14 protein-coding genes are annotated in these 24,102 nt (G+C 75.2%); 4 read left to right on the forward strand and 10 right to left on the reverse strand.

The window, feature by feature from the left end; translation table 11 throughout:
* The first annotated feature begins 186 nt into the window (after positions 1 to 186).
* Entirely contained in the window at positions 187 to 1,488 is a 1,302-nt protein-coding gene (locus MNY60_RS05520) for a DUF4388 domain-containing protein (RefSeq protein ID WP_242335339.1), read from the forward strand.
* Here MNY60_RS05520 and MNY60_RS05525 read toward each other — a convergent pair.
* The 7 genes from MNY60_RS05525 to MNY60_RS05555 form a co-directional block, all read right to left on the reverse strand.
* Positions 1,481 to 3,796, reverse strand: a complete 2,316-nt coding sequence (locus MNY60_RS05525; protein WP_242360136.1) for a hypothetical protein — start codon at positions 3,794 to 3,796, stop codon at positions 1,481 to 1,483. The genes MNY60_RS05520 and MNY60_RS05525 overlap by 8 nt on opposite strands.
* On the reverse strand, positions 3,793 to 7,227 hold the full coding sequence (locus MNY60_RS05530) for a hypothetical protein (protein ID WP_242360137.1): 3,435 nt from the start codon (positions 7,225 to 7,227) through the stop codon (positions 3,793 to 3,795). Before MNY60_RS05530 ends, MNY60_RS05525 begins: the two co-directional genes overlap by 4 nt.
* Positions 7,224 to 9,002 carry a hypothetical protein gene (locus MNY60_RS05535; protein ID WP_242360138.1) on the reverse strand — a complete coding sequence of 593 codons (1,779 nt, stop codon included), beginning with the start codon at positions 9,000 to 9,002 and terminating at the stop codon, positions 7,224 to 7,226. Before MNY60_RS05535 ends, MNY60_RS05530 begins: the two co-directional genes overlap by 4 nt.
* Before the next feature lie 11 nt (positions 9,003 to 9,013).
* Positions 9,014 to 10,606, reverse strand: coding sequence for a hypothetical protein (locus MNY60_RS05540; RefSeq protein ID WP_242360139.1), 1,593 nt, complete (start codon positions 10,604 to 10,606; stop codon positions 9,014 to 9,016).
* 140 nt (positions 10,607 to 10,746) lie between these two features.
* Positions 10,747 to 11,706: a hypothetical protein gene (locus MNY60_RS05545; protein WP_242360140.1), complete on the reverse strand. Its 960-nt coding sequence runs from the start codon at positions 11,704 to 11,706 to the stop codon at positions 10,747 to 10,749.
* A 4-nt stretch (positions 11,707 to 11,710) separates the two neighbouring features.
* Entirely contained in the window at positions 11,711 to 13,513 is a 1,803-nt protein-coding gene (locus MNY60_RS05550) for an ATP-binding protein (RefSeq protein ID WP_242360141.1), read from the reverse strand.
* Positions 13,510 to 16,830 (reverse strand): response regulator, encoded by a 3,321-nt coding sequence (locus MNY60_RS05555; protein WP_242360142.1) that lies wholly within the window; start codon positions 16,828 to 16,830, stop codon positions 13,510 to 13,512. Before MNY60_RS05555 ends, MNY60_RS05550 begins: the two co-directional genes overlap by 4 nt.
* Before the next feature lie 168 nt (positions 16,831 to 16,998).
* Between MNY60_RS05555 and typA the strand changes: the two genes are divergently transcribed.
* Complete coding sequence (typA, locus tag MNY60_RS05560) at positions 16,999 to 18,852, forward strand: translational GTPase TypA (RefSeq protein WP_242360143.1); 1,854 nt, start codon at positions 16,999 to 17,001, stop codon at positions 18,850 to 18,852.
* A 194-nt stretch (positions 18,853 to 19,046) separates the two neighbouring features.
* Here typA and rplC read toward each other — a convergent pair whose 3' ends face one another.
* The 3 genes from rplC to MNY60_RS05575 form a co-directional block, all read right to left on the reverse strand.
* Positions 19,047 to 19,757 carry a 50S ribosomal protein L3 gene (gene rplC, locus MNY60_RS05565; RefSeq protein WP_242335363.1) on the reverse strand — a complete coding sequence of 237 codons (711 nt, stop codon included), beginning with the start codon at positions 19,755 to 19,757 and terminating at the stop codon, positions 19,047 to 19,049.
* Positions 19,758 to 19,909: 152 nt separating this feature from the next.
* On the reverse strand, positions 19,910 to 20,287 hold the full coding sequence (locus MNY60_RS05570) for a response regulator (RefSeq protein WP_242335366.1): 378 nt from the start codon (positions 20,285 to 20,287) through the stop codon (positions 19,910 to 19,912).
* Positions 20,284 to 21,006: a sensor histidine kinase KdpD gene (locus MNY60_RS05575; RefSeq protein ID WP_242335369.1), complete on the reverse strand. Its 723-nt coding sequence runs from the start codon at positions 21,004 to 21,006 to the stop codon at positions 20,284 to 20,286. Before MNY60_RS05575 ends, MNY60_RS05570 begins: the two co-directional genes overlap by 4 nt.
* A gap of 300 nt (positions 21,007 to 21,306) precedes the next feature.
* On the opposite strand from MNY60_RS05575, the gene rpoH reads away from it, so the two are divergent.
* Both rpoH and MNY60_RS24175 read left to right on the forward strand, forming a co-directional pair.
* Positions 21,307 to 22,230, forward strand: coding sequence for an RNA polymerase sigma factor RpoH (rpoH, locus tag MNY60_RS05580; RefSeq protein ID WP_242335372.1), 924 nt, complete (start codon positions 21,307 to 21,309; stop codon positions 22,228 to 22,230).
* A gap of 137 nt (positions 22,231 to 22,367) precedes the next feature.
* Positions 22,368 to 24,077, forward strand: a complete 1,710-nt coding sequence (locus MNY60_RS24175; protein ID WP_242360144.1) for a tetratricopeptide repeat protein — start codon at positions 22,368 to 22,370, stop codon at positions 24,075 to 24,077.
* The last annotated feature ends 25 nt before the right edge of the window (positions 24,078 to 24,102 follow it).

The raw sequence follows: 24,102 nt of genomic DNA on the forward strand, positions 1-24,102 counted from the left end.
GCTTGGGTCGGGACACGCGGGATCGCCTCCTGGCGATCCCGCATGATGATCCCCTGGCCGGCCGCTACAAGCCCGGCCGGAAATCCCCATTCAGTCCCATCGCTTGGCCGCTAACCGATCGGCATTGAGGTTAGCGCCGCCTCGGACGAGGCGCCACGCCCGGTGCGTGATAGATTGCCGCGCAACGTGCGAGGCCCCCTCTCCGGCAAGCGTCTCCTGCTCGTCGCCGAGGATCGCGAGCTCGCCGCGATCGTCGCCGGCGCGGCCGCGCGGCTCGGCGGCGAGGTCGCGGGCGTGAAGTCCGGGCGGGCAGCGCTCGCCGCCGTCGCCGAACGTGCCCCGGACGCCGCCGTCCTGGATCTCCCGCTCCCCGACGTCCGCGGCAACGAGCTCATCGACGCGCTCGCGCGCGCGGGCGTCGCCGCGATCGTGGTCTCGGGCGTGCACCGTGGCACCCGCGCCGCCGAGGAGGTCCGGCGGCTGGGCGCGCGGGACTTCTTCGAGAAGCCCTTCGAGGTGGAGTCGCTCGTCGCCGCGGTCGCGCGGGCGGTGGGCGCCGAGGCGCCGGCGCTCGACGCCCCTGCGCCCGACGAGGTCACCGGGGCGCGCCCGCTCGAGCGCCACGAGGTGCCCGACGCGATCGCCGCCTCCTTCGCCGGCGAGGACGCGGCCGGCGCGACACCGGCTTTGCTCGCGGGGCTCGCGCTGCCCCTCCCCGCCGGCTCCTCCGCGCGCGTCCCGTCGCTCGACGCGCCGCCCCGGCCGAGCGGAGAGCTCTCCGAGGCGAGCGTGCCGCGCCTGTGCGTCGCGCTCCACGTGGGCCAGGCCACCGGCGCGCTCACCCTGGAGCGCGGCCCGGTGCGGAAGCTCCTTCTCGTCGAGCGCGGCGTGCCCGTGTACGCGGCCTCCAACGTGGCGGCGGAGCGCTTCGGCGCGATCTGCGTCCGGCTGGGCGACGCCACGGCCGAGGCGATCGAGACGATGGCGCGCGCCGCGCCGGAGGAGCGGCTCGGCGCGGCGCTCGTCTCGCGCGGCCTCGTCTCCGCCGGGAGGCGCCTGGAGATCGTCCAGGCGCAGGTCCGCGCGATCGTGTGGTCCACGTTCGAGTGGCGCGAGGGACGCTACGCGTTCCAGCCCGGGCGGCCCCCGCCGGACCGGCTCGACCTGCGGCTCCCCATGGCGGACCTGGTCCTCGAGGGCATGCGCCGCGCGGCGACGCTCTCGCGCCTGCGAGAGGAGCTCCCCTCGCACGTCCACCTCGCGCCGTCGCCGGATCCGGCGTTCGAGCTCTACGCCCTGAAGCTCCGGCGCGAGGAGGCGAAGCTCCTCGCCCTCGCGGACGGCACGAAGTCGGTCGCGGACCTCGTCCGCCTCTCGGAGGTGCCGGAGCGCGATGCGCTCGCGTTCCTCCAGGCGTGCCGGGTGATGCGCGTCCTCGAGGAGGTCGCGCGCGTCCTCGCAGGGACCCGCCGCATCGGCTTCATGTGACGCACCGGCGCGCCCGCCTGTCCCGACCGCCCCGCGCCCGCCCGAGCGCGAGCCCCGCGACGGCGAGCAGCGAGGCGGCGCCGCCGCCACCGCCAGAGGCGCAGCCGCGGCCCGGGAGCCGCGCGCCGCCGTCGCTCGCCGCCGCGGCCGGCGCGAGGAGGTGCCCGCCCTCGGAGCGGACCTCCACCGCCGAGCCACCCGGAGCCCCGGTGCCGCTCACGGCCAGCTCGATGGTCACCTCTCCGCCTGCGGGGGGCAGCGCGTCGAGCACGAGCTCGGCGCCCCCGGCGGCCACCTCCGCCGCGTGGGCCCCCTTCACGCGCGGCGCCCCGACCGGCGCGACCCCGCGCAGCACGTCCACGATCCGCACGCGCGGCAACGCCGCGGAGATCCGGCTGCGGAGCCGCGTGCGGAGGATCGCCACCTCTCCCCGGGCGAGCGCCGCCGCGTCCGCGTCGTGGGTGACCTCGACGAGCCCGGTCGCGTCGAGGACGAGCGGGAGCGTCGCCGGCGGGCTCGTGACGCCCGTGTCGTCGGAAGCGACGAGCGTGACGGCAGGCGCGCCCGCGAGGACGGAGGGGTAGCTTGCCTCGGGGAGCTCCAGCGCCCGCCGGGACTCGGTCGGACCGGCGTCGAGCGTTCGCAGGGCGCCCGCCGGCAACCCGCTCGTCGTCCAGGTGAAGCGCACCGGACGCCCGCAGCCGCTCCACGCCTCGCCCTCGAGCACCGCCCCCGCCCCGCCGGGCGCGAGCGCGATCGCCTCGTGCCCCGGCCCGCCCGCCACGGCGAGGCGCGGCGCGGCGAGCCGCACCTTCACCGTCCCCGCCACCTCTCGAAAGACGCCCTCCGCGTCCGTCGCGCGCGCGACCACCGGCACGTCGCCCTCCGGACCGCAGAGGAGCGCGCCCGGGATCGTCACCGCCGGGCCGAGACCGGCGGGGCTCAAGCCCGCGCCGACGAACCACTCGATCGAGACGGGACCCTCCGGATCCTGGGCCTCGACCGCCAGCGCATGGTCCACGCCGCGCTCCGCCTCACCCGGGCTCCCCGCTGCCCAGGCGACGGTGGGCGAGCCGTCGGCGAGGTCGGGGTAGACGAGGAGCGCGCCCGCGCCGGTGCGCGGATCCTCGGCGAGCGCGATGAGGTCGGGCGCGCCCGAGCCGACCACGTCGGCCGCGACGATCTCCCTCACCGCGAGGCCGAGCGCGTCGCCGCGCCAGCTCGCGAGGCGCCCGCCCTCCGGCCAGAACACGACGATCTCGCCGAGGGTCCGGTCCCACGCGGCCGCGCCGGCGACGCCGTCGATCGCCACGGCGCGCAGCGTGACGGGATCGACGAGCGGCTGCAGCTCCGGATGCCGGGTCAGGTTCGTCCAGGGCGCCGTGGCCAGGGCGGCGGGGTTGCCGGGGTTCCGGACGGAGACGAGCGCGCCGGTCGCGCCCGGCGCGGTCGCCCAGACGGCGAGCGACATCACCAGCTCCGGCACGCCGTCGAGATCGACGTCGACGGCCGCGACGCCCTGGACGTCCCCCTGCCGCACGCCGGAGGGGAGCCACGTCGCCTGCCACTCGGGGACGTGATCGCCGACCTTCACGGCGGTCAGGTGGACCCCCGCGAGGCCGACGCCCGCGTCGGGCGCCCGCCCGTGCACGAGGAGCTGCACCTCTCCGAGCCCGGGCAGCGCGAGATCGTCGAGCCCGAGCGCCCGGGCCGTGGGCCCGAGCCGCAGCGGGTACACCTGATCCGCGAGCCCGACGCGCGAGAGCACCACCCCGATCGTCCAGGCCGCCGCGTCCGCGCGCCTGCAGCCGCTCACGTCCACCGCCTGGACCACGCCGGGGAGCCAGCCGCCGGTGCCCACGGGCGCCACCGCCACGTCAGCTCCGGCCCGGAGCCGCGCCGCCGTCACGCTGGGCGCGCCCCCGGTGAACAGCCCCGGGACGACGCACAGCGGGCTCGCCGACGCGCCCCAGGACACCGACACCCCGTCGCCGCGCGCGAACACGAGATCCGCGCGAGCGGCGGGGCCGCGGAGGAACGCGGCGGCCACGTCGCGGGCGCTCGCGTCCACGGGGCGACCCGGCGCCGCCGCCACGGCGAGCTGGCGATGAAGCCTCGCCTCCGCCCCGGCGCCGGTGGACGAGAGGAGGAGCACGTCGTTCGCGGGCGCGTCGCTCGCGATGGGGGCGACCGCCAGCTCGGCGCGGCCGTCGGGGACGGCGATCCGCATGGGATCGGCCCGGAGCTGTGCGCGCGCGGGGGGAGCGAGGACGGCGGCGAGGACCGCGGTGCAGAGGAGGCGCGTCATGGGCCGTAGGCGAGCTGGGCGCGCAGGAAGATCCGGCCGTCGTCCCGGGGCGCGATCCCGTCGCCGGAGAAGCCGAGGAACGTGTAGCCGAGCGCGATGCGGCTCTGGCCGGCCCGGACCCCGGCCTCGGCGCGGACCGCGTCGAGATCACCGATCGGCAGGCCCTCGAGCGAGGCGCGGCGCGCGTACTCCGCGCCGACGTCCAAAGGCCCCCCGACGCGCACGACCGCGCGGACGCTCCCCGACGCGCGCTCGTCCCGTACGCCCTCCGCGCGCTGCCACCCGATCGCCGCCCCCGCGCCGAGCGAGAGGCGCTCGGCCACGTCGGCCGTCCCGGCGAGGCGTCCCACGAGCGCGTCGCGCCGGATCGCGCCCGGGCGCTGATCGGCGAGCCGCGCGAGGCTGACGAGGATCCCGGCGCGCTCGAGCCGGAGCGCCGCGCCGGCGGCGGCCTCGAACGCGAGCGCCTCGCGCGCGCCCGCGGCGTGCGCCCAGGCGGCGCGGGTCGAGAGCGTGAGCCGGGAGAGCGCGCTCCACTCCGCGGCCCCACCCGTCGCCACCCGAGCGTCGCCCCCGTCGCGCCGGGCCTCGCCGCGGAGCGCGAGCCGCACCGGCCCGCGGACGAGCGCCGCGGCGCCGCCGGCCCCCGACCGCTCGAGGTCGCTCCCGTCCGGTCGGAGCCGCGCCCCGCGCTCGCCGGTCACCGTGAGCGTGAAACCACGGAGCGGCGAGACGCTCGCGCCCACCACGCGGGCGGCGCGGAGCCCGAGCGCGTCGCGCACGAGCTGCTCCTCCGTGAACACCTCCGTCGCGCCGGCGCGGCGGCGGGCACCGAGGGCGCTCCCCGCCTCGCGAAACGCCGAGGGCGCGTCGGGATCCACGGTGTAGGTGCCGTACACCGCCTCGCCGTCGCGGCCGCGCTCTCCGCCCACGAGCACCCGCGGGCCGAGCTCGGGGCCCCACCCGCCCCGCACCGAGAGCCGCCCGTCGCCCCGGTGCACCGTCGCGCCCGCGGCGGTGAAGGTGGGATCGCGGCCGGCGCCCGAGACCGCGAGCCCCTGGTGGTGGGAGAGGTCGAGCGAGAGGCCCGGCGCGGCGCGCCAGCTCGCGCGAACGCCCGCGGACGTCTCCTCGCCGGGCTCGGGCGCGACGAGCCGCGCGTGCGCCGCCTCGGCGGTGAGCGCGACGCCGCCCACCCGCGCCGTCCCGCGGCCGACGAGCCGCCGCGCCTCGTTCGGCGTGGCGTCGCCCTCCTCCGCCGGGCCCGCGCCCTCGCGCTCCGCGTAGATGGCGGTGGCGGTGAAGATCCCGGCGTGCCCCCCGGCCTCGACCCCGCGCTCGCGCGCGGCGACCGGCTCGGCGAACTCGAAGTCGACGTAGCCCGCCTCGCGCTCGCGCCACCACGCCGCGTACCGCCCCGGCCCGATGGCGCCCTGCGCCTCGACGTGCACCGCGCCGGCCTCGCCTTCGCCCGCCGCCACGGGCGCGAAGATGATCCCGCCGTCCGCGCTCCTCCCGAACGCGCTCCCCGCCGCCTCGCCGAAGGGCGTGCCCCGGCTCCGGGCCGCCTCGGCGCGGAGGAGGAGCGGCGCACCGAGGTCGAGCGACGCCGCCCCGGCGGCGAGGCGGTAGCCGCCGGCGCGCTCCTCGTTCGCGCCATGCACGGCCAGCGTGAGCGGTCCGGCCGCCGCGCCGACCCGGCCGCCGGCGAGGTCCTCCCCGCCGGGACCGGTCGCGGCGTGTTGATAGTCGACGACGACGATCGCGCGCTGGGCCGAGAACGGCTCCCCGGTCGCGAGCACGGGCGGCGCCGCGGCGGACGAGAGCGGATGCGCGAGCACGATCCTGCCGCTCGCCCAGTCCACCTCGTAGTCCTCGCCGCGGACGAGCACGCGCCCGCCGCTCGCGAGGCCGGTGAGGGGATCGCGCCACTCGACGCGCACGGCCTCGCTCCCCGGGACGATCTCTCCGTGGGAGAGCCAGAAGAACGCACCGCCGGTGGCGGCGAGCACGTCGTGCGCCACCTGCGGCGGCGCGTTCCCGCCGGCGTCGGTCCGCAGGGTCGCGCCGAAGGCGCTCGCCTCGACGCGCAGCGGCCCGAGCTCCCGCTCGCCGCGAGCCTTCGCGCCGAAGAGCGCGCGATCGTAGCGCCCGAGCTCCGCGCCGGTGAGCCCGGCGCGGCTCTTGCCGAGGTCGAGCCTCGCGCCGGGCGCCTCCACGCGCGCCCAGATGCGGCCGCGGCCGGGGTTCCGGTCGTCGGCGGCGGAGTCGTCGCCCGCCGTGAGGAAGGTCCGCTCCGGATCGAGCGCGTGCTCGGCCGCGAGCGCGTCGCGAGGCCGCGCCAGGTCCGCGAGCGATCCCTCTCGATCGTCCAGGTCGAGACCCGCCGCGTACTCCACCGGGCCGGCCCTCCCCGCCGCCGTCCCGGCCCCCCGCGCCGTGACGAGGAACCCCGCGTCGCCGCCGAGCGACAGCTCCAGCTCCGCGAGCGCCACCCCTGCGCGGAGCCCGCTCCCGCCGGGGAGCGGCAGCGGGACGACGAGCGGCGGCGCATGGCCGGTTCGCAGCTCGAGCGTCGCGTCCGCCGCGCCGGGCGGGGCGAAGGCGGCGAACGCGCCGGAGCGGAGCGGCGCCGGCACGATCCCCGCGACGACCACCCGCGCTCCCCGCGGGACGGACCCGAGCACGAGCACGCCGCCGCCCGCGGCGGCGCCGACCGCCAGCGCCGCCACGCGCACCGGCGCGACGGGCAGGACGAGGTCCCCGCCGCGCGCCCGCGCGACTCGCTGGACGGTCCACGAGTACACCGAGAGCCCGCCGTCGGCCGAGCGCACCACGACCGGGAAGGCGTTGTCGCCGGGAGCGAGCTCGACCTCGGCGTGGAACGTGCCGTCCTCCTGGACCTCGGCGCGCACGCCCGCGACCGTCACCGTCGCGCCGGGCGCGGCGCGGCCATCGAGCGTCCACCCGAGGCGCCCGTCCTGGCGCGGGGGCGGCGCGCGAGACGCGCGCGGGTCGTCCGGCGGCGCGGGCTCGAGCGTCGGCGCGGCGAGCCGAGGAGAGGGCACGGCGAGATCGACCGCGGCGGCGCCCGCGAACCCGAGCTCGAAGGCGCGGCTCGCGCCGAGCCCCTCGGCGGTCACGAGGTGCCCCCCGTACGCGGTCCGGTCGCGGAGCACGATCCGGCCGGGCACCTCCAGCAGGTGATAGCCCCCGCGACCGTCGGCGATCGCGATGGCACCGTCCTCGGAGAGCACGCGCGCGCCCGCCACCCCGGGCTCGTCCGCGCCGCAGCGGCCGTCGCCATCGAGATCCACGCACACGCGCCCGAGCACCGCCCCACCCGGCTCGCGCGCCGCGCCGAAGCTCACCGCCTGGGCGAGGGCAACCGCCGGCACGAGCGCCGCGAGCCAGGGCAGCGCGCGGATCAAGGACCGACCTCCAGCACGGCCGCGACGCCGGTCTCCGTGTCCACGACGGCCACGGTCCCCGAGCCCTCGGCGATGGCCGCGCGGCCGCCGTCGCCCGCGGGCTCCGCCGGTCCCACGGTCACCCCGCGCGCGCGCAGCACGACCCGCCGTCCGGGGAGCGGACGACCGTCGGCGTCCTCGATCCGCCAGGCGATGGTACGTCCCTCGAGCTGCGCCACCACGTTCACCGGCGAGGCCGGACGGAGCGCCACCTCGACCTCGCGGGCCACGGCGAAGGCGGGGACCACCGGCACGGCCCCGGCCCAGCCCGCCGCACGCGCCCCACCCGGCGCGGTGACGGTCTCGGTGGGGCCCCGCGCCCGCGCGCTGGCCTCGCCGCGCGCGTCCGTCACGGCGCCCTCGCCGGAGCCGAACCGCAGCGCGACGCCGGCGGCGGGGCGCGCGTCCACGGTCCGTGCGTTGGCTATCCAGCGGTTCCCGTCGCGCCGGAGCGTGAGCGTCGCGGCCTCTCGTCCGGGCGGGAGCTCGAAGCGCAGCGGCGCCCGGAACTTCCAGTCCGCGGACGCGCGCGGCGCGACGAAGCGATCCCACACGAGCAGCCCGGCCTCGGCGCGGGGCGGCCCGACGGCGTGGCCCAGCAGATCGCCGCGGGCGTCCCGCACGGTCGCCTGGGCGGGCACGGTGGCGCCGAGTGGCACCGGCTCTCGCGCGAGGGCGAGGTCGATCCGCTCCGGCGCACCCGCGACGAGCGCCACCGGGACCGCGGTCTCCGCCACGCGCGCGAGCCGCACCACCACCGCGTCGTCCTTCCCCGCGCCGCCCGCGGGCGCACGGTAGCGAGCGCGCTGCAGCGCCCCGCGCCATGGCACGACGGCACCCACCGTGCCCGCGCGCGCTGAAGCGGCGAGGGGCGCCTCCGGGTCCAGCTCGGCGCGCGGGTTCGCGGCGAGACAGTGCAGGGAGGCCTCGCTCGCGCCGTCGGCGGGCAGCGCGGGCGGGAACGCGAGGCAGACGAGCCGCGCCTCTCCGCGCAGCCGCAGGTCGAGCTCCGTCCGGCTGCGGTTCCCCGCCGGATCGAGGGCGATCGCGCGCGCCTTCCGCACGCCCGGGGGGACGACGAGCGGGATCCTGAAGCGGCCACGACGGTCCGCCCGCGCCGGGCCGAACGCGCGGCCGCCGACGACGACCGTGGTCCGGGTGCCCGGCTCGGCCTCCCCGGGGAGCTCCACCGCCGCGGCGATCGGGATGGCGACGCCGCCGATCGCCCGGGGCGTCGGGCAGAGCGGGCAGCGCGGCGCGAGGGCGAGGATCGCCGCGACCTCGGGGACGGCGCCGGCGGTCGGCTCGTAGGTCGCGCGCCAGCGCCCGGGCCCCGCGGGAACCGGCGCGGAGACGTGCCCTGGCGAGGCGACGAGCACGGGCGCGGGCGCCTCGACGTCGGGCGCGCCGTCGGGCCCGCGGACCTCGAGCGCGATCGCGACGGTGGCGTCCCTGCCCTTCACCGGCAGCTCGGGCTCGGCGCTGATGGCGATCTCGGCGGGCGGCGGCTCCACCTCCGCGGTGGCTCGTGCGCCACCCGCCCCGAGCACGACGCGCCGTGCGTCCGCGGCCGGAGTGACGCGCCAGAGGCCCTCTCCGGCAGGCGCCACGGCGGCGCCTTCCGCGGAGAGCTCGACCCCGCCCTGGACCGCCACGAGCTCTCCGTCCGGCGAGAGCGGCCAGGGCGGGAGGAGGATGCCTCCCGCAGCGAGCGCGAGCGCGAGCAGCGCAGCCACGTCGGCTCCCGTCAGTCTCGCGCCGCGCGGCGCCGCAGCCGCACGAGCGCCAGGGCGCCCGCGAGCGCGAGCCCACCGGTGCCGCCCCCGCTCGCGCAACCCGAGCCTGGAGGCGGCGCCTTCGGGCCAGCCCCGCCGCCGTCCGTTCCCGGGGTGCCCGTGTCGACCGGGCCGGGGCCGGGGTCGGAGTCGGGCGGAGGCTCACCCGCGACGGGTGGCTCCGCGGGCGCCGGCGGCGGCGGCGGCTCCGGAGGGCCCGCGTCGCCGTCATTTGGATCGCGCGCGCGATCGGCGAGCACCCGCACCCGCAGCGACGCCCCGCGGCTCCCCGAGAGGCCGCCCGAGAGCAGGCCGGCGCCCCCGCGCGCGACGGTCCTGCGCTCGAGGTGCGCCCGGTCGCCGAGGAGGTCCGCCGTCCCGGCGAGGCGATCGCCGTCCAGCGCGACCCACGCGGCGGTGATGCGCGACGCATCGATGCAGACGAGGACCGGCAGATCGGCGCCGGCCGCGTCCGAGAAGGCGAGCTCGCCCTCGACGCGCGCGCCGGGGGCGCGTGACAGCGCCAGCTCCGCGAGCACCTCCGCGGCGGGGTCGTCGCAGCGCGCGCCACGCGGGATCGTCGCTCCCCCGCCGCCCGCGAGCGCGAGCGGCAGCGTGTAGAGCCCCACGTCGAGCCCGTCCGCGCTGCGCTCCGCGAAGGTCACCCGGACCGCGTCGGCGTCGCCCGAGACGTCGCCCAGGAGCTGCTCCGCCGTGGATGGACGCGGCACGTCGAGGAACGCCGTGCGAAAGTTCCAGAGCAGCACCCGGGAGCGTCCGGTGGAGAGATCCTCGAGCGCGACCCAGTCGCCCGACAGGCGCGGATGGCGCTGCTCGCCGGGCAGGCGCAGCGCCGCCAGCAGCGCCCCGCCCGCGTCGTAGACCTCGACGTCCGCGTCCACGCCCGTGGTCGCCCGCGCGACGGCGATCCGGAGCGCTCCGGGGCCGCCGTCGATCGCGACGCCCGTCGCTCGCCCCTCGCAGACGACGCTCGACTCGCCCCGCGCGACGTCCTCCAGCCGGACCGCGCCGCCCGAGGCGTCGTCGACGAAGGCGACGGAGGTGCCGCTCACGGCCGGCTGGCGCTGGTCTCCCGCGGCGGCGAGGGTGCCTTCGCGAGCCGTCCCGCCTCCGAAGGCGAAGAAGCCGATGTCCCGCTCGCCCGGCGCGCCCTCCTCCCAGGCCACCACGGAGGTGGACACGGACGGCGCCGCCGCGCCCGGCTCTGACCCGGCGCGGAGGAGGGCGCCGGTGGCGAGGTACGCGACCGACACGCCGGCGGGCACGCGGTAAGCGACGACGGAGCGGGCGACGTCCGGCGAATCCGCGTCGCCCGGCCCCGCGGCGACGGCGCGCGTCGTGCCGGTGAGGAGGTCGAACGCGAGCACGTCGCGGCTCGTACCGCCGGCGTCGGTGTAGACCACGAACCGACCGTCGATGGCCGGGTCGCGCTGATCGCCAGGGCCCGTCGCGATCCAGGTGAAGGTTCCGCCGGGCGCCGCGACCGCGGCGGACGGCACCGCGAGCGCCAGCGCGAGGCCGGCGATGTGGCTGCGAGTGAGCAAGCTTCCCCCGAGGTGGATATCGGAGGATATCGCGACCCCCTGTCCGCCCCAACCCACCCCAGGTCGCCGACCGGGCGATGGGTTTTGCCGGACTCGTGGGGAAAGGTGAGATACCGCCGAACGGCGGGGCGAGGCCGGCGCTACGGCTTTTCCCAGAGATCCTGCGTGTCGAAGCGGGCGTCCGGCGCGTGCGTGTCGAGCACCAGCATCGGCCCGTGCGCCGCCGCCTCCAGCCCGCCCACCGCGCGCGCATGCGCGACGAGGCGCTGCTCACCCTCGTGCAGCACGATCACGTGCGTGAAGCGACCGTCCGGCTCGAGCTTCACGGAGGCGCCGCCGATCACCACGATCGCCCCGGGCGCCGTGCGGCCGGTCACGACCACGCTGCCCCGGTTCGTCCTGCGCAGGGCGGGCCAGCTCACCTCGAGGGGCAGCGACGACGCGATCGCGGTCGCGGCCTGCGGCGGTCGCCCCTCGAGCGCGAGCGACTGCTGACCCGCCGTGAGCGCGACCGCGCCGCCGGCGGCGCCGAGCACGGCGCCGCCCTCGCGCACGGCGACCGCGAGGGAGCCGCCCTGCCGCGCGACCGAGAGGGTGCCGCGCTCGCTCCGCACCGACGCGCCCGGAGCGGCCGCGATCTCCAGCGCGCCTCCCGCGACGGTCGCGCTGAGATATCCGGCGCCCAGGCGCAGCAGCGCGAGCTCGGCCGACGCCGTCCCGACCTCGAGCTGGCCGGCCTCCTCGAGGACGACCCCGTACGATCCCCCCGAGATCCTGACGCGCGCGCCCGCGCTCGCGACGAGCGCGTCCTCCAGCTGCAGCGCGTCGCCAGGCCGGGCGGGGGCCGCGACGCCGCCGCGGACGAGCGCGACGTCACCGACGACCTCCGCGACCGCCAGGCGAAGCCGGCCCGGCGACGGGTGAGCCTGGGCGGGACCCTCAGGACCTGCCCGCGGAGGAGGCGGCTCGTCGGCGAGGACGACGACGGGGTCGCGCTCCCCCGGCGGCGGACCGAGGATGAGCGCGTAGGCGCCGCCGGTGGCCGCCAGCAGGGCCGCGACGAGGATCCAGAAGATCGTGCGCTCGCGCCGGTCGTCCATGACCCTACGCCGCCGTCGCCGCGGAGGAGCCTGCCGCCGGCAGCCGCACCGTGAACGTGCTCCCGTCGCCCGTCCGGCTCTCCACGTCGATCCGGCCGCCGTGCTCCGCGACGATCCGGTAGGAGACCGACAGCCCCAGCCCGACGTTGCTCCACTGATCCTTCGTCGTGAAGAACGGCTCGAAGATGCGCGGCAGGTGCTCCGGGGCGATCCCCTTCCCCTCGTCCTGCACCACGATCTCGACCTCGCCCCCGGAGCTCCGCGTCGCGATCCGGATCGCGCCGCCAGGCCTCCCCAGGCACGCGGTCCGCGCGTTCGAGAGCAGGTTCAGCACGACCTGCGCGAGGTGGCCGGGATCCCCTCGCACCCGCGGCGCGGGCGAGGCGAGCGACACGTCGATCGGGATGCCCGCCTCGCGGAGGTGCCCCTCGACGAGCGCGAGCGACTCCGAGACGACCCGGTTCGCGTCGAGGTCGCGGAAGTCGGGCTCGGGGCGCTGCTGGCTGAAGCGGAGCAGCTTCTGGGTGATGTCGCGGCAGCGCCGGGCGAGCGTCTCGATCTTCTCGAGCGACTCGCGGTCGGGGTGCCCGGGGGGCATCGCCTCGAGCAGGAGCTGCGCGTTCCCGAGGATCCCCGTGAGCGGGTTGTTGATCTCGTGCGCGACGCCCGCGCCGAGCTGGCCGATCCCGGCGAGCTTCTGGGCCTCGAGGAGCTGCGCCTGGGCCTCGCGCAGCTCGCGCGTGCGCAGCTCCACCTCGCGCTGCAGATCCTCGTTCCAGCGCTCGAGCCGCTGGCGGGCGGTGCCGAGCTCGTCCGCCATCGCGTTGAAGGTGCGCGACACCGCCGCGACCTCGTCGCGCCCGTCCGCGGGGAGCCGGACCGCCACCTCTCCCGCGCCGAGCGCGCGGGCGGCCGCGTCGATGCGCGAGAGCCCGACCGCCGTGCGCCGGACGACGAGGAACGAGATCGCGAGCACGCCCAGCGCCACGAGCGCGCAGGCGGTGAGCGCCGCGTGGCGCAGGCCGACGATCGAGCCGTAGGCGACCTTCGCGGGGACCACGACGAGGACGCTCCACCCCGAGGAATTGCGGAGGGGCGCCCAGGCAGCGAGGGCGCTCCGGCCCTGGAGCGTCCCTGCGCGCGCGGGATCGAGCCGTCCCGCGAGCTCCGCGCGCGCCGCCTCCTCGAGCGGGGGCGCGCCCGCGGACGCGACGACCACTCGCGCCCCGTCGACGAGGTAGACCGCCCCGCCCTCGGGCACCGCGGCGTCGAGCCGCGGCTGCACGAGCTCCGTCCCGAGCCGCACGCCCACGAGCCAGGTGCGCCCTTCGCGGACGGGCAGGGCGCGGACGGCCGCGAGGTGCACACCGGCCCCGGGCTCGTCGTACGCGAGCAGCACGAGCCCGGGCAGCGCGCGCTCCCCGGCGGCGCGCACCGCCGCGAGGAACGCGTCCGCGGCGGCTCCCGACCCCGTGACCAGCGCGCGCGTCCTGCCGCTCGCGTCCACGATGGCGCTCGCCTCCGCGGCCGGGAGCTGGCGCGAGAGGACGACGAGGAGCCAGCGCCGCTCGGCCTCGTCGAGGCGGTCGGGCCGCCAGCTCTCCGCCGCCGCGCCGAGGGTCGCGTCGATCTGGGCGAGCTCCGCGGCCACGCTCGCCGCGCCGGAGCGAGCGCGGGCGAGGTGCTCCGCGGACGTGCGGCGGACGAGCTCGCGCTGGGCCCACGCCGCGATCGGGAAGCCGACTCCGACGACGGGTGCGAGCGAGGCTGCGAGGAGGACGAGCGCGAGCTTGCGCTGCAGCGTCATGCCGCCGCCCCGCCGCCGCCCGTGGCGCCCCCGGCGACGACGACCGGGCCCGCCGTGGCGGCCGGGTCGTCGCAGAGGTGGACGCTGCCGGGCACCTGCTTCGCTCGCTCCTTCAGCTCGGAGGCGGCGCGGGCGACGTCCGCGTGGGCGGCGTACCGACCGGGCGGCGCGACGACGGTCGCGATGGAGAGCGACAGGATCGGGAACTGGCGCGGGACGCCGAAGCGATCGGCCGCCTCGATGAAGCCGCGTTCGCGGTCCTCGCGGTCGTAGTACAGCGGGATCACGCGGTCGAAGGTGGAGATGATCTCCCGGCACACCGCCCCGGCGCGCTCGGGCGCGGTGAGCACGACGAAGTCGTCCCCGCCGATGTGCCCGAGGAACGCGGCCTCGCCGCCGTGCTCCGTCACCGCGTGCCGGAGGATGCCCGCCGTCTGGATGATGACGCCGTCGGCCTTGGCGTAGCCGTAGTGGTCGTTGAACGCCTTCAGGTTGTCGAGATCGACGTAGGTGAGCGCGAACGGGACGCGCCCGCCGAGCCGCCGCTCCACCTCCTGATCGATGGCGCGTCCGCCCGGCAGCCGCGTCATCGGAGAGGCGTGGAGCGTCGCCTCTCGCCGGCGCAGCACGGCGTCGACCCGGGCGACGAGCTCCTGCGCGTCGAAGGGCTTCGTGAGGTAGTCGTCGGCCCCGAGCCGGAGCGCGCGCACCTTGTCGGCGGTCTCGCCGCGCGCGGAGAGGAACACGACCGCGAAGGGCTCGGAGGCGCGCTCCTCGGCGAGCCCCTCGAGCAGCGCGAAGGCGTTCCCGTCCGGCAGCTGCACGTCGACGAGCAGGAGCTGCGGCCGCTTCTCCTGCACGATGCGGCGGGCCTCGGCGGCGGTGTCCGCCTCGAGGACCTCGTAGCCCTGGCTCGCGAGCACCTCCGCCGAGATGGCGCGGATGGCGGGGTCGTCGTCGACGACGAGCACCCGCCCGCCGGCCGGCCGCCCCCGCCGGAGCAAGGGCTCCGCGGCGGCGGCGAGCACCGGGGGCAAGGCCGGCTTCGTCACGAACGCCTCCGCGCCGGCCCGGAACGCCGCCTCGCGCTGGCTCGGGTCGGCGAAGGCGAGCACGGCCGCCTGCCGCGTGTCCGCGTCGTGGCGCAGGATGTCCGCGAGGGGCACGCCCGCGAGCGTGACGACCCGCGGGTCGTACACGACGAGGCGCGGGCGGCGGCGGCGGGCCTCCGCGAGCGCCTCGTGGGGATCGCTCGTCGCGTGGCACCGCATCCCCCGCGCCTCCAGCACGCCGCGGGTGAGCGTCGCCGCGTCGGGCTCGTCGACCACGAGGACGAGCGGCGCCTCGGCCGCGATCGGCCCGCGGTCGACCGGCGTCGCGGGCGGCTCCTCCGGCAGCACGACCACGAAGCGCACGCCGTCGCCCGGGCTCTCCGCCCAGATCGCGCCGCCGTGCGCCTCGACGATGCCGCGGCAGATGGAGAGCCCGAGCCCCGTGCCGCGCACGCGCCGGTTGCGATCGGTGCGCGCCTGCTCGAACTTTTCGAAGATCCGCTCCAGGTCGGGCTCGGAGATCGCCTCGCCGGCGTTCCAGACCGACAGCCCCAGCATCCCCGGGAGCGCCGGCGAGCGGAAGAGCCGCACGCGGATGACGCTGTTCTCGGGCGCGAACTTGATGGCGTTCGTGAGGAGGTTCGACAGCACCTGGCCCACGCGGCCCGGATCCGCGAGGAGCCGCACCGGGGCGGGCGGGGTCTCCACGGCGACCTCCTGCCCGCGCTCCGCGGCGGCTGGCTGGTACCGCTCCACGGTCGCGCGCACGAGCTCGTCGAGGCGCGTGACCTCCGGCGACATCTCGAGCCTGCCCTTCGCGAGGCGCGCGAGGTCGAGGAGGTCGTCGACGAGCCCGTTCAGCTTCTCGGTCGACTCCCGCGCCATGCGGAGGTAGCGCCCCTGCTTCGGCTCCAGGTCCCCGGCGAGACCGGAGAGCACCAGATCGAGCGCGCCGGTGATCGAGGTGAGCGGCGTGCGCAGCTCGTGGCTCACGACCTGGACGAACTCCTCCTTGCGCTCCTCGAGCCGCTTCTGCTCGGTGACGTCGCGCAGGGCGATGGCGACGCCGGCGAGCCGGCCGTCCGGCTCGGCGACCGGCGAGACGATCGACGAGAGCGTCCGGTCGAGGAGGTGCACCTCCTCCTGGACGAACGCGCGGCCCGACGGATCGGGCTCGAGACCGCGCACGAGGTCGAACGGGTAGAAGCCGAGCGCGTCCTTGAGCCACTTGACCGGCAGCGGCCCCTCGAGCGCGGCCCCCAGCATGCGGCGCGCGGCGGGGTTCGCGATCACCTCGTCGGACCCGGTCGCGGCGAAGAGCAGGCCGTCCGCCATGCACTCGACCACGCGCTCGAGCCGCTGCCGCTCGCCGGCGTGCTTGGCGCCGAAGGCCCGCAGCGCCGCGCCGAGCTCGTTCACGAAGACGTCGAGGATGCGCGAGTCGCCGTCGCCGAACGCGCCGGGGGCGGCGCTCTCGAGCAGGACGACGCCCGCCGTGGCGCCGTCGACCTGGAGCGGGACGGCGAGGCGCGAGCCGAACGCGCTCGCCCGGCCGGCGCCGCCCAGCACGCGGATCTGCAGCGACGACTCGGCGAGGCGTGATCCCGAGTGCTCCGCGTAGGCGGCGAGCGCGTCCTCCTTCACCTGCAGGAGCGCCGAGTCCGAGAGCCGCGCCACGGGCTTGAGGAGCAGGAGGGGGGCGCTGCCGGGGGGAGCGAAGAGCGCGGCGGCGACGTCGCACGGGACGATGCGCGGGAGCCGCTCGACGACGCTCTCGAGGAGGCTCGTGTGGCTCTCCGCGACGCTCGCCTCCCGGGCCACCTCCGCGGCGACCTGGAGGGCCTGGAGCCGGCGCTCCGCCTCGGCGAGCAGGCGCGCGTGCTCCCGCTTCAGGTGGACCTGCTCGAGGGCGCGGACCACCGTCTGGCGGAGATCCGCGCTCTCCCACGGCTTCACGAGGTACCGGTAGACCTCGCCACGGTTGATCGCCTCGACGAGCTCGCGCGGCTCGGTGTAGGCCGTGAGCAGGATGGCGCAGAGGTCGGGGCGCTTTCGCCGCGCCTCGGAGACGAGCTCGACCCCGCTCATGCCCGGCATGCGCTGGTCGGTGACGAGGAGCTCGACCTCCCGCTCGGAGAGGATCTTCAGCGCTTCTTCGGCGCCGCCCGCCGTGAGCGCCTCGTAGCCATCCTGCGGCGGGAACGTGCGCCGCAAGAGGCCGAGCACTTCCGGCTCGTCGTCCACGAAGAGGATGACGTGAGGCATTCCTGAAGCGCGCCCCCCGGCGAGCGAGAAAAATTGCTGAACGCGCCCATCCTACCACGTGGCGGGCGCTTGGCCGATTTTCCCGCTATCGCCCGACATCGCGGTTTAGCTTGCCCTGCGCGGCTGGAAACGACTATAAGTCCCGGCCTTTTACGCAAAGAGTCCTACATGACCCCCCGCGAGCAGATCCGCAACGTCGCCATCGTCGCACACGTCGACCACGGCAAGACCACCCTCGTCGACTTCATGCTGCGCCAGGCCGGCGTGTTCCGCGCGAACGAGCAGCTCGTCGAGCGGGTGATGGACTCGAACGACCTCGAGCGCGAGAAGGGCATCACCATCCTCGCGAAGAACACGGCCGTCACCTACAAGGGCGTGAAGATCAACATCGTCGACACGCCCGGCCACGCCGACTTCGGCGGCGAGGTGGAGCGCGCGCTCCGCCTCGTGGACGGCGTGCTCCTGCTGGTGGACGCCGCCGAGGGTCCCCTCCCCCAGACGCGCTTCGTCCTCTCCAAGGCGCTCGCGCTCGGGCTCCCCTCCGTGCTCGTCGTCAACAAGGTGGACCGCCAGGACGCGCGGGCGAAGGAGGTCCTCGACCTCGTCTACTCGCTCTACATCGACCTCGGCGCGAACGAGCACCAGATCGACTTCCCGGTCATCTATGCCATCGCCCGCGAGGGCAAGGCGGCCCACACGGTCCAGGGCGCCTTCGAGGCCGAGTCGCTGAAGCCGCTCTTCGACGCCATCCTCACCCACGTCCCCCCGCCGCCGGGCGGCGACGGGACCCACGTCCAGATGCTGGTCGACAACCTCGACTACGACGACTACGTGGGCCGCCTCGCCATCGGGCGCATCTCCTCGGGCGTGCTGCACGAGGGCGACGCGATCGCGGTGATGCGCGAGGAGGGCAAGATCGTCCCGGCCAAGGTGGTCCGGCTCTACGCCTACGACGGGCTGAAGCGCGTCGAGGTGAAGGACGCGGGCCCGGGCGAGATCGTCTGCATCGCCGGCGCCGAGGAGATCGGCATCGGCGACACCATCGCCGACCCGGCGAATCCGGTGGCCCTCCCCCGCATCAGCGTGGAGGAGCCGACCATGTCGATGGTCTTCAAGGTGAACGAGGGCCCCTTCGCCGGGAAGGAAGGCAAGTACGTCACGAGCCGCAACATCCGCGAGCGGCTCTACCGCGAGGCGTACAAGAACGTCTCCATCCGCGTCGAGGACACCGAGACGCCGGACGCCTTCAAGGTGGTCGGCCGCGGCGAGCTCCAGCTCGCGGTGATCGTCGAGAACATGCGCCGCGAGGGGTACGAGCTCACCGTCTCGAACCCGGAGCCCATCCTCAAGACCATCGAGGGAGAGGTCCACGAGCCGATGGAGCTGCTCGTCTGCGACCTGCCCGACGACGGCGTCGGCGGCGTCACGCAGAGCATGGGGTCGCGCAAGGGGCGGATGGTGGACATGCAGCCGCTCGGCTCGGGCCGCACCCGCCTCCAGTTCCGCGTGCCGGCGCGCGGCCTCATCGGCTTCCGCGGCGAGTTCCTCACGCTCACCCGCGGCGAGGGCATCATGTCCTCGCAGTTCGACGGCTACGAGCCGTGGCAGGGGCGCATCGAGAAGCGGAAGAGCGGCGCCATCGTGGCCGACCGCATCGGCGACGTCGTCGCCTACGCCTGCTTCTACGCGCAGGAGCGCGGCGCGCTGTTCGTGAAGCCCGGCGACAAGGTCTACGCCGGCATGATCGTCGGCGAGCACAGCCACGACAACGACCTCGACTTCAACATCTCGAAGGAGAAGAAGCTCACGAACATCCGCGCCGCGGGCCGGGACGAGAACGTGCTCCTCACCCCGCCCCGCGAGATGAGCCTCGAGCGGGCGCTCGAGTGGATCGCCGAGGACGAGCTCGTCGAGGTGACGCCGCTCTCGATCCGGCTCCGGAAGAAGTTCCTCGACCCGACCCTGCGCTACAAGCTGGAGCGCGACCGCAAGAAGGGCGGCTCCGCCTCGGCGCAGGCCTGAGGCGCTCGGCCGTCCTCGAGCAGCCAGCCGTCACCGACGCCGCCCCGGGCCCCGCCCGCGGGCGGCGTCGACGTCTCCGGCCCCTGCGCGGGCAGCGAGCGCGAGCGCCACGAGCGAGCGCCACGAACGAAGACGCCGCCCCGGTCTCCCGGAGCGGCGTCTCGTGTCCTTCGACCGGCGTGCGGCGGAGGTCGCTAGACCTTCGGCTTCGCGCGGGCGCGGACTTCCTGCACCTGCTTGGCGCGCGGCTGGCCCTTCACGGCCGTGTTGACGAAGAGGAGGCCGTCGTTGTGGCCCGGCACTGCCCCCTTCACGAGGAGGAGGTTCTTGTCGGCCTCGACGCCCATGACCGTGAGGTTCTGGACCGTGACGTTGTCGACGCCGTAGTGGCCGGGGAGGTGCTTGCCCTTCCAGACCTTGCCCGGCGTCTTGCGCTGACCGATCGCGCCGACGTGCCGGTGGTGCTCGTGCGCCGTGGACGAGTCGCGCGCGGCGCCCTTCATGTTCCAGCGCTTCATGACGCCGGTGAACCCGCGGCCCTTCGTGATGCCGGCCACGTCGATGCGCTGGTTCTCCTTGAAGACCTTGTCGACCGTGAGGACGTCGCCGGCCTTGAGCTCGCCGAGGAGCTTCGCGTCCTTGACGCGGATCTCCTTCACGTGCCGGAAGATGGGCGTGCCGGCCTTCTTGAAGACGCCGACCTCGGACTTGGTGAGGCGGTGGGCGTGCTTCTCGTCCACCTCGCCCCAGCCGAGCACGACCGCGTCGTAGCCGTCCTTCTCGGCCGTCTTGCGCCGCACCACCGTGCAGGGACCCGCCTCGATCACCGTCACCGGGATGCAGTCGCCCTCGGCGGTGAAGATCTGCGTCATCCCAAGCTTCTTCGCCAGAAGCCCTGTCGCCATGTGTCACCTCGCATTGGTCCGCCGCGCGTCACGACTGGCCGCGGAGGACGTGCCGTTGGAAAGGGGCGGTTTCTACCCGTCCGGCGGTCGGGTGTCAAGGGAAGCCCGCGTACCGCCGCCGGTTTTCCGGGCGCGGTCGGGTGATGTCGCCGTCAGAGCGAGGCGCACTCCGACGAGGTCATCTGCGCGACCTGCGCGAGCAGCGCGTCGATGTCGAATGGCTTCGCCAGGTAGCCTGCGGCCCCGACCGACGCGGCGCGTTGCGGGTTGCCGTCCGCCGAGATGACGACGATGGGGATCTCCGCCCTGCCCGGCCGCTCCCGGAGCGCCTGGGCGAAGGCGAGCCCGTCCATCACGGGCATCATCAGATCCAGCAGGATGATGGCCGGCTTCTCGGCCTCGACCCGCTCGAGCGCCTCCACCCCGTGACGCGCGCGCGCCACGCGATAACCCTCGCCTTCGAGGATGTCGCAGATGGCGTCGAGGATGTCGGGGTCGTCGTCGACGACCAGCACGAGGGGATCGGTCATGGCTCCCGGGGTGAATCGGGCGGGGCAGTATATGCCCTCACTCGCGGGAGCGTGAGGAGGTAACCATCCTCGGACAGCGCGAGGCTGCCGTGTAGCGCCCCCGCCGCGCGGCGGGCGACCGGAAGCGCGAGGGCCCGCCCCTTCGGATCACTGGGGGAGCCCTTGCGCGGATCCTCGAGCGCCTCGGGTGGCACCGCATGACCCGACACCGAGATCGAGACGTCCTCCCCCGTGCGTGCGACCACGCGGACGGGCGTTCCCTCGCTGCCCGCGACGGCGAGCAGTGCCTCGATCGCCCGCTCGAGCAGCGAGCGATCGGCGGCCACCGTGATCGGCCCGTCGAGCTCGACGGTGACGGGCGGGGCGTCGGCGGGACGCCGCTCCAGCAGGCCCTCGAGGATCTCGCCCAGGGAGAGCGGCTCCGCGCGCACGGGGATGCCCGCCACGTCGAGCCGCTCGCAGAGGAAGTGATCCTCGACGAGCTGGCGAACGCGGGAGAGCGAGCGCAGGCACATCGCGGAGAGCTTGTCGCCCCGAGCCCCGCCACGCTCCTCGGGCGACATTCGAGCCAGGAGCTCGGCCGTCCAGAGCGCGGTCGAGAGCGGGTTGCGGACCTCATGGGCGACGAAGCCGAGATACCCGCTGCGCCGCTCGTTCGCGTCCGCCCTCTCCTCCGAGTCCGATGCGTTCTTGGGCTGTTCCGATTGCTCGCGCTCCACGATCCACCTGCCTGGCCGCCATCCCGACGAGCGTGCAGCCACAACCTGGGTACCCCGTCTGTCACGCGCAAGTGAGGTCTGCAACCACCCCGTAGGTCTTGCAGAATGAATTACAGGGAAAAAACCCAACGGGGCCGGGGGCTCGCGCGTTTCCTGTCATTTCTACAGCCACCCGGTTTCCGAGCGGCTCCTGTCCTAACAGCCAAGCCGTTGGAATCGCGCACAATTTTTCCCTACCCCTTTGCGGCACGTCCGTTGCTTTCTCCAGCTCCCGTCACTAGGCAACCTTCCGGAGGCCGAATGAAGCGCATCGCGATCCCGACGACCACCAGCTCCCTCGAGCTGTATCTATCGGAGATCAATCGCTTTCCTCTCTTGACCGTGGATGAGGAGCAGCGGCTCGCTCGGCTCTACCGCGACCAGGGGGACACGCGCGCGGCGCACCGCCTCGTCACGGCCAACCTGCGGTTCGTGGTGAAGGTCTCGTACGAGTATCGCTCCTACGGCTTCAAGATGGCCGACCTCATTCAGGAGGGGAACATCGGCCTCATGAAGGCGGTGCAGAAGTTCGATCCGGACAAGGGCATCCGGCTCATCTCGTACGCCGTCTGGTGGATCCGGGCCTACATCCAGAACTACATCCTCAAGTCGTGGTCGCTCGTGAAGCTGGGGACGACGCAGGCCCAGCGGAAGCTGTTCTTCTCCCTCGCGCGGACGAAGCGCGAGCTCGACAAGATGTCCGTCGAGCACGGCCTGGACTCCGACGCGCAGGACAAGGGCAAGATCGCGAAGAAGCTCCGGGTGAAGCCCGCCGAGGTCGAGGAGATGGAGCAGCGGATGGACGGCCGCGACCTCTCCCTCGACGCGCCGATGGGCGACGACGGCGGCTACTCGCACATCGACTTCGTCGCCGGCAAGGCGGCAGCCCAGGACGACGAGCTCTCCGTCGCCGAGGAGCAGCAGATCGTCGCCTCGAAGGTGACCGCGGCCCTCGCGCGCCTCGATCAGCGCGAGCGCTACATCATCGAGCAGCGCGTCATGGCCGATCGTCCGCTCACGCTGAAGGAGCTGGGGGAGCACTTCGGCTTCTCGCGCGAGCGCGCCCGCCAGCTGGAGATCCGGGCGAAGGAGAAGCTGAAGCAGGAGCTCCACGCGCTCGCGAGCGAGATCGAGTGGCCGACGGATGGGACGCCGGTGGACGTCGACGACGCCGCGCTCGCCTGACGCCGGGCTTCCTCCCTTTCATGGCCGTGCGTGAGACGGCGTCCCTCGCCTGAGGGGCGCCGCGCCGCGTAGCCTCGGGATCGTGTACAACTCGGGAGATGTTCGAGGGCGCGCCGCGTCAGACGCTCAGCCGAGCCGTGGGCATCGCCGTCGTCGCCTTCGTCGCGAGCGCCAACAGCATCGCGAACGGGTTCGTGTTCGACGACGCTTACAACGTCCTCCACAATCCGTGGATCCTTGGGTTCCCCGCTCTCGCCGACGCGTTCACGCACCACATGGCTGCCTTCGCGGCCGGCCTCGACACGAGCTACTACCGGCCCGTGATGCACGTCCTGCTGTGGGCGTCTCGAGCAGTGTTCGGTCCAGAAGCGTGGGGCTTTCACGCCGCGAACGTCCTCCTGCACGCCGGGACATCCGCCGCGGTGTACGTCCTGCTGGTCCGCTGGGCGCGTCAGGACGCCCCGCAGCAGACGTGCGCTCCCGACGCAGCCACCTCGGCGAGTCGCCTGTACATCTCGGGACCCGCCATCGGAGCGCTCATCTTCGCGGTCCACCCGGTCCACGCCGAGGCGGTGGCGTGGATCTCGGGGATCGTGGACCTGTCGTTCGGCTTCTTCTTCCTGGCCGCGTTCCTCGTCGCGACGAGCAGGCGGTCGTCGTCGTGGACGGGCCCTGCCATCGCCGGGGTCCTGTTCCTGGCGTCACTGCTGGCGAAGGAGCCCGCGGTGATGCTTCTCCCCACCGTCGTGGTGGCATTCGGGAACCGCGGCGACCTGTGGTGCCCGACGCAGCGCGTCCGAGCCTGGAGAATCCTCGCTTCGCTTTCCGCGGCTACGTTCCTGTACTTGCTGCTCCGCGTGAACGCGCTCGGCGGCCTGATGGGGACGGGAGGAGCACACCGGGTGAAGGTCGGGGTCGTCGATGGCTTCCTGACGGCGTTGACGCTGCTCGCCGACTATTCGGCCTTGCTCGTGTGGCCGCAGCGCCTCAGCGCGGTCCACGCGCGCGGGGTCGTGACGACACTGACGCCCGGAGTGGTGGGGGGCGTTCTCACCCTTACCGCGCTCGCGGCGATCGCCTGGTTCGGCCGCCGCAGCGCCGGCGTGGTCGTGGGAGTCGCCCTGCTCGTCCTCCCGCTCCTGCCCGCGCTGTACGTTCCGGTCCTCGGGGAGGGACTGGTCGCGGAGAGGTACCTGTACCTGCCGCTCGCAGGCGCGGCGCTGCTCCTCGCGATCGCGCTCGAGCATCCGCTCGCTCTTCGAGCGCCGCTGGCACTCAGGTCCGCCACGGCGGCGCTGGTCATCGGCCTCCTCGCCGCGGGGACCATCTCGCGAAACGAGGTCTGGCGGAGCGATCTCTCCCTGTGGAGCGACGCAGCCCGGGAGGAACCTCGAAGCGCCGCCGCGCAAGAATACCTGGGACACGCGCTGCTCGCGGCGGGCGACGCATCGGGGGCCATCCCGGCCCTGACGCGCGCCCTCGCGCTCGACCCCGCGCACCACGAAGCGCGGGTCGACCTCGCCTCGGCGCTCGCCTCCACGGGGAACGCAGCGGAGGCGACTCGCGCTGCGGAGCTGGCGGTCACCGAGCGGCCGACGAACGCCTCTGCACACACGATCCTCGGCTACGCGCTCTCGGTGAACGGTCGATTCTCGGAGGCAGCGGCCGCGTACGAACGCGCGCTCGAGCTCGATCCCAGCGCGGCGGTGGCGCACAACGGGCTCGCCATCTGCGTCGCGAACCTCGGGCGGATGGACCGCGCCGTCCTGCACTTCGGGGAAGCAGTCAGGCTGGACCCTGGCAATCCCCAGTACGCCCGCAACCTGGCCCTCGCGCTGGGCCAGTGACCGGTGGCGGAGGGACCCGGGCGTG

This window comes from Anaeromyxobacter sp. SG17, from assembly GCF_022690695.1.
Taxonomy (GTDB): Bacteria; Myxococcota; Myxococcia; order Myxococcales; family Anaeromyxobacteraceae; genus Anaeromyxobacter; species Anaeromyxobacter soli.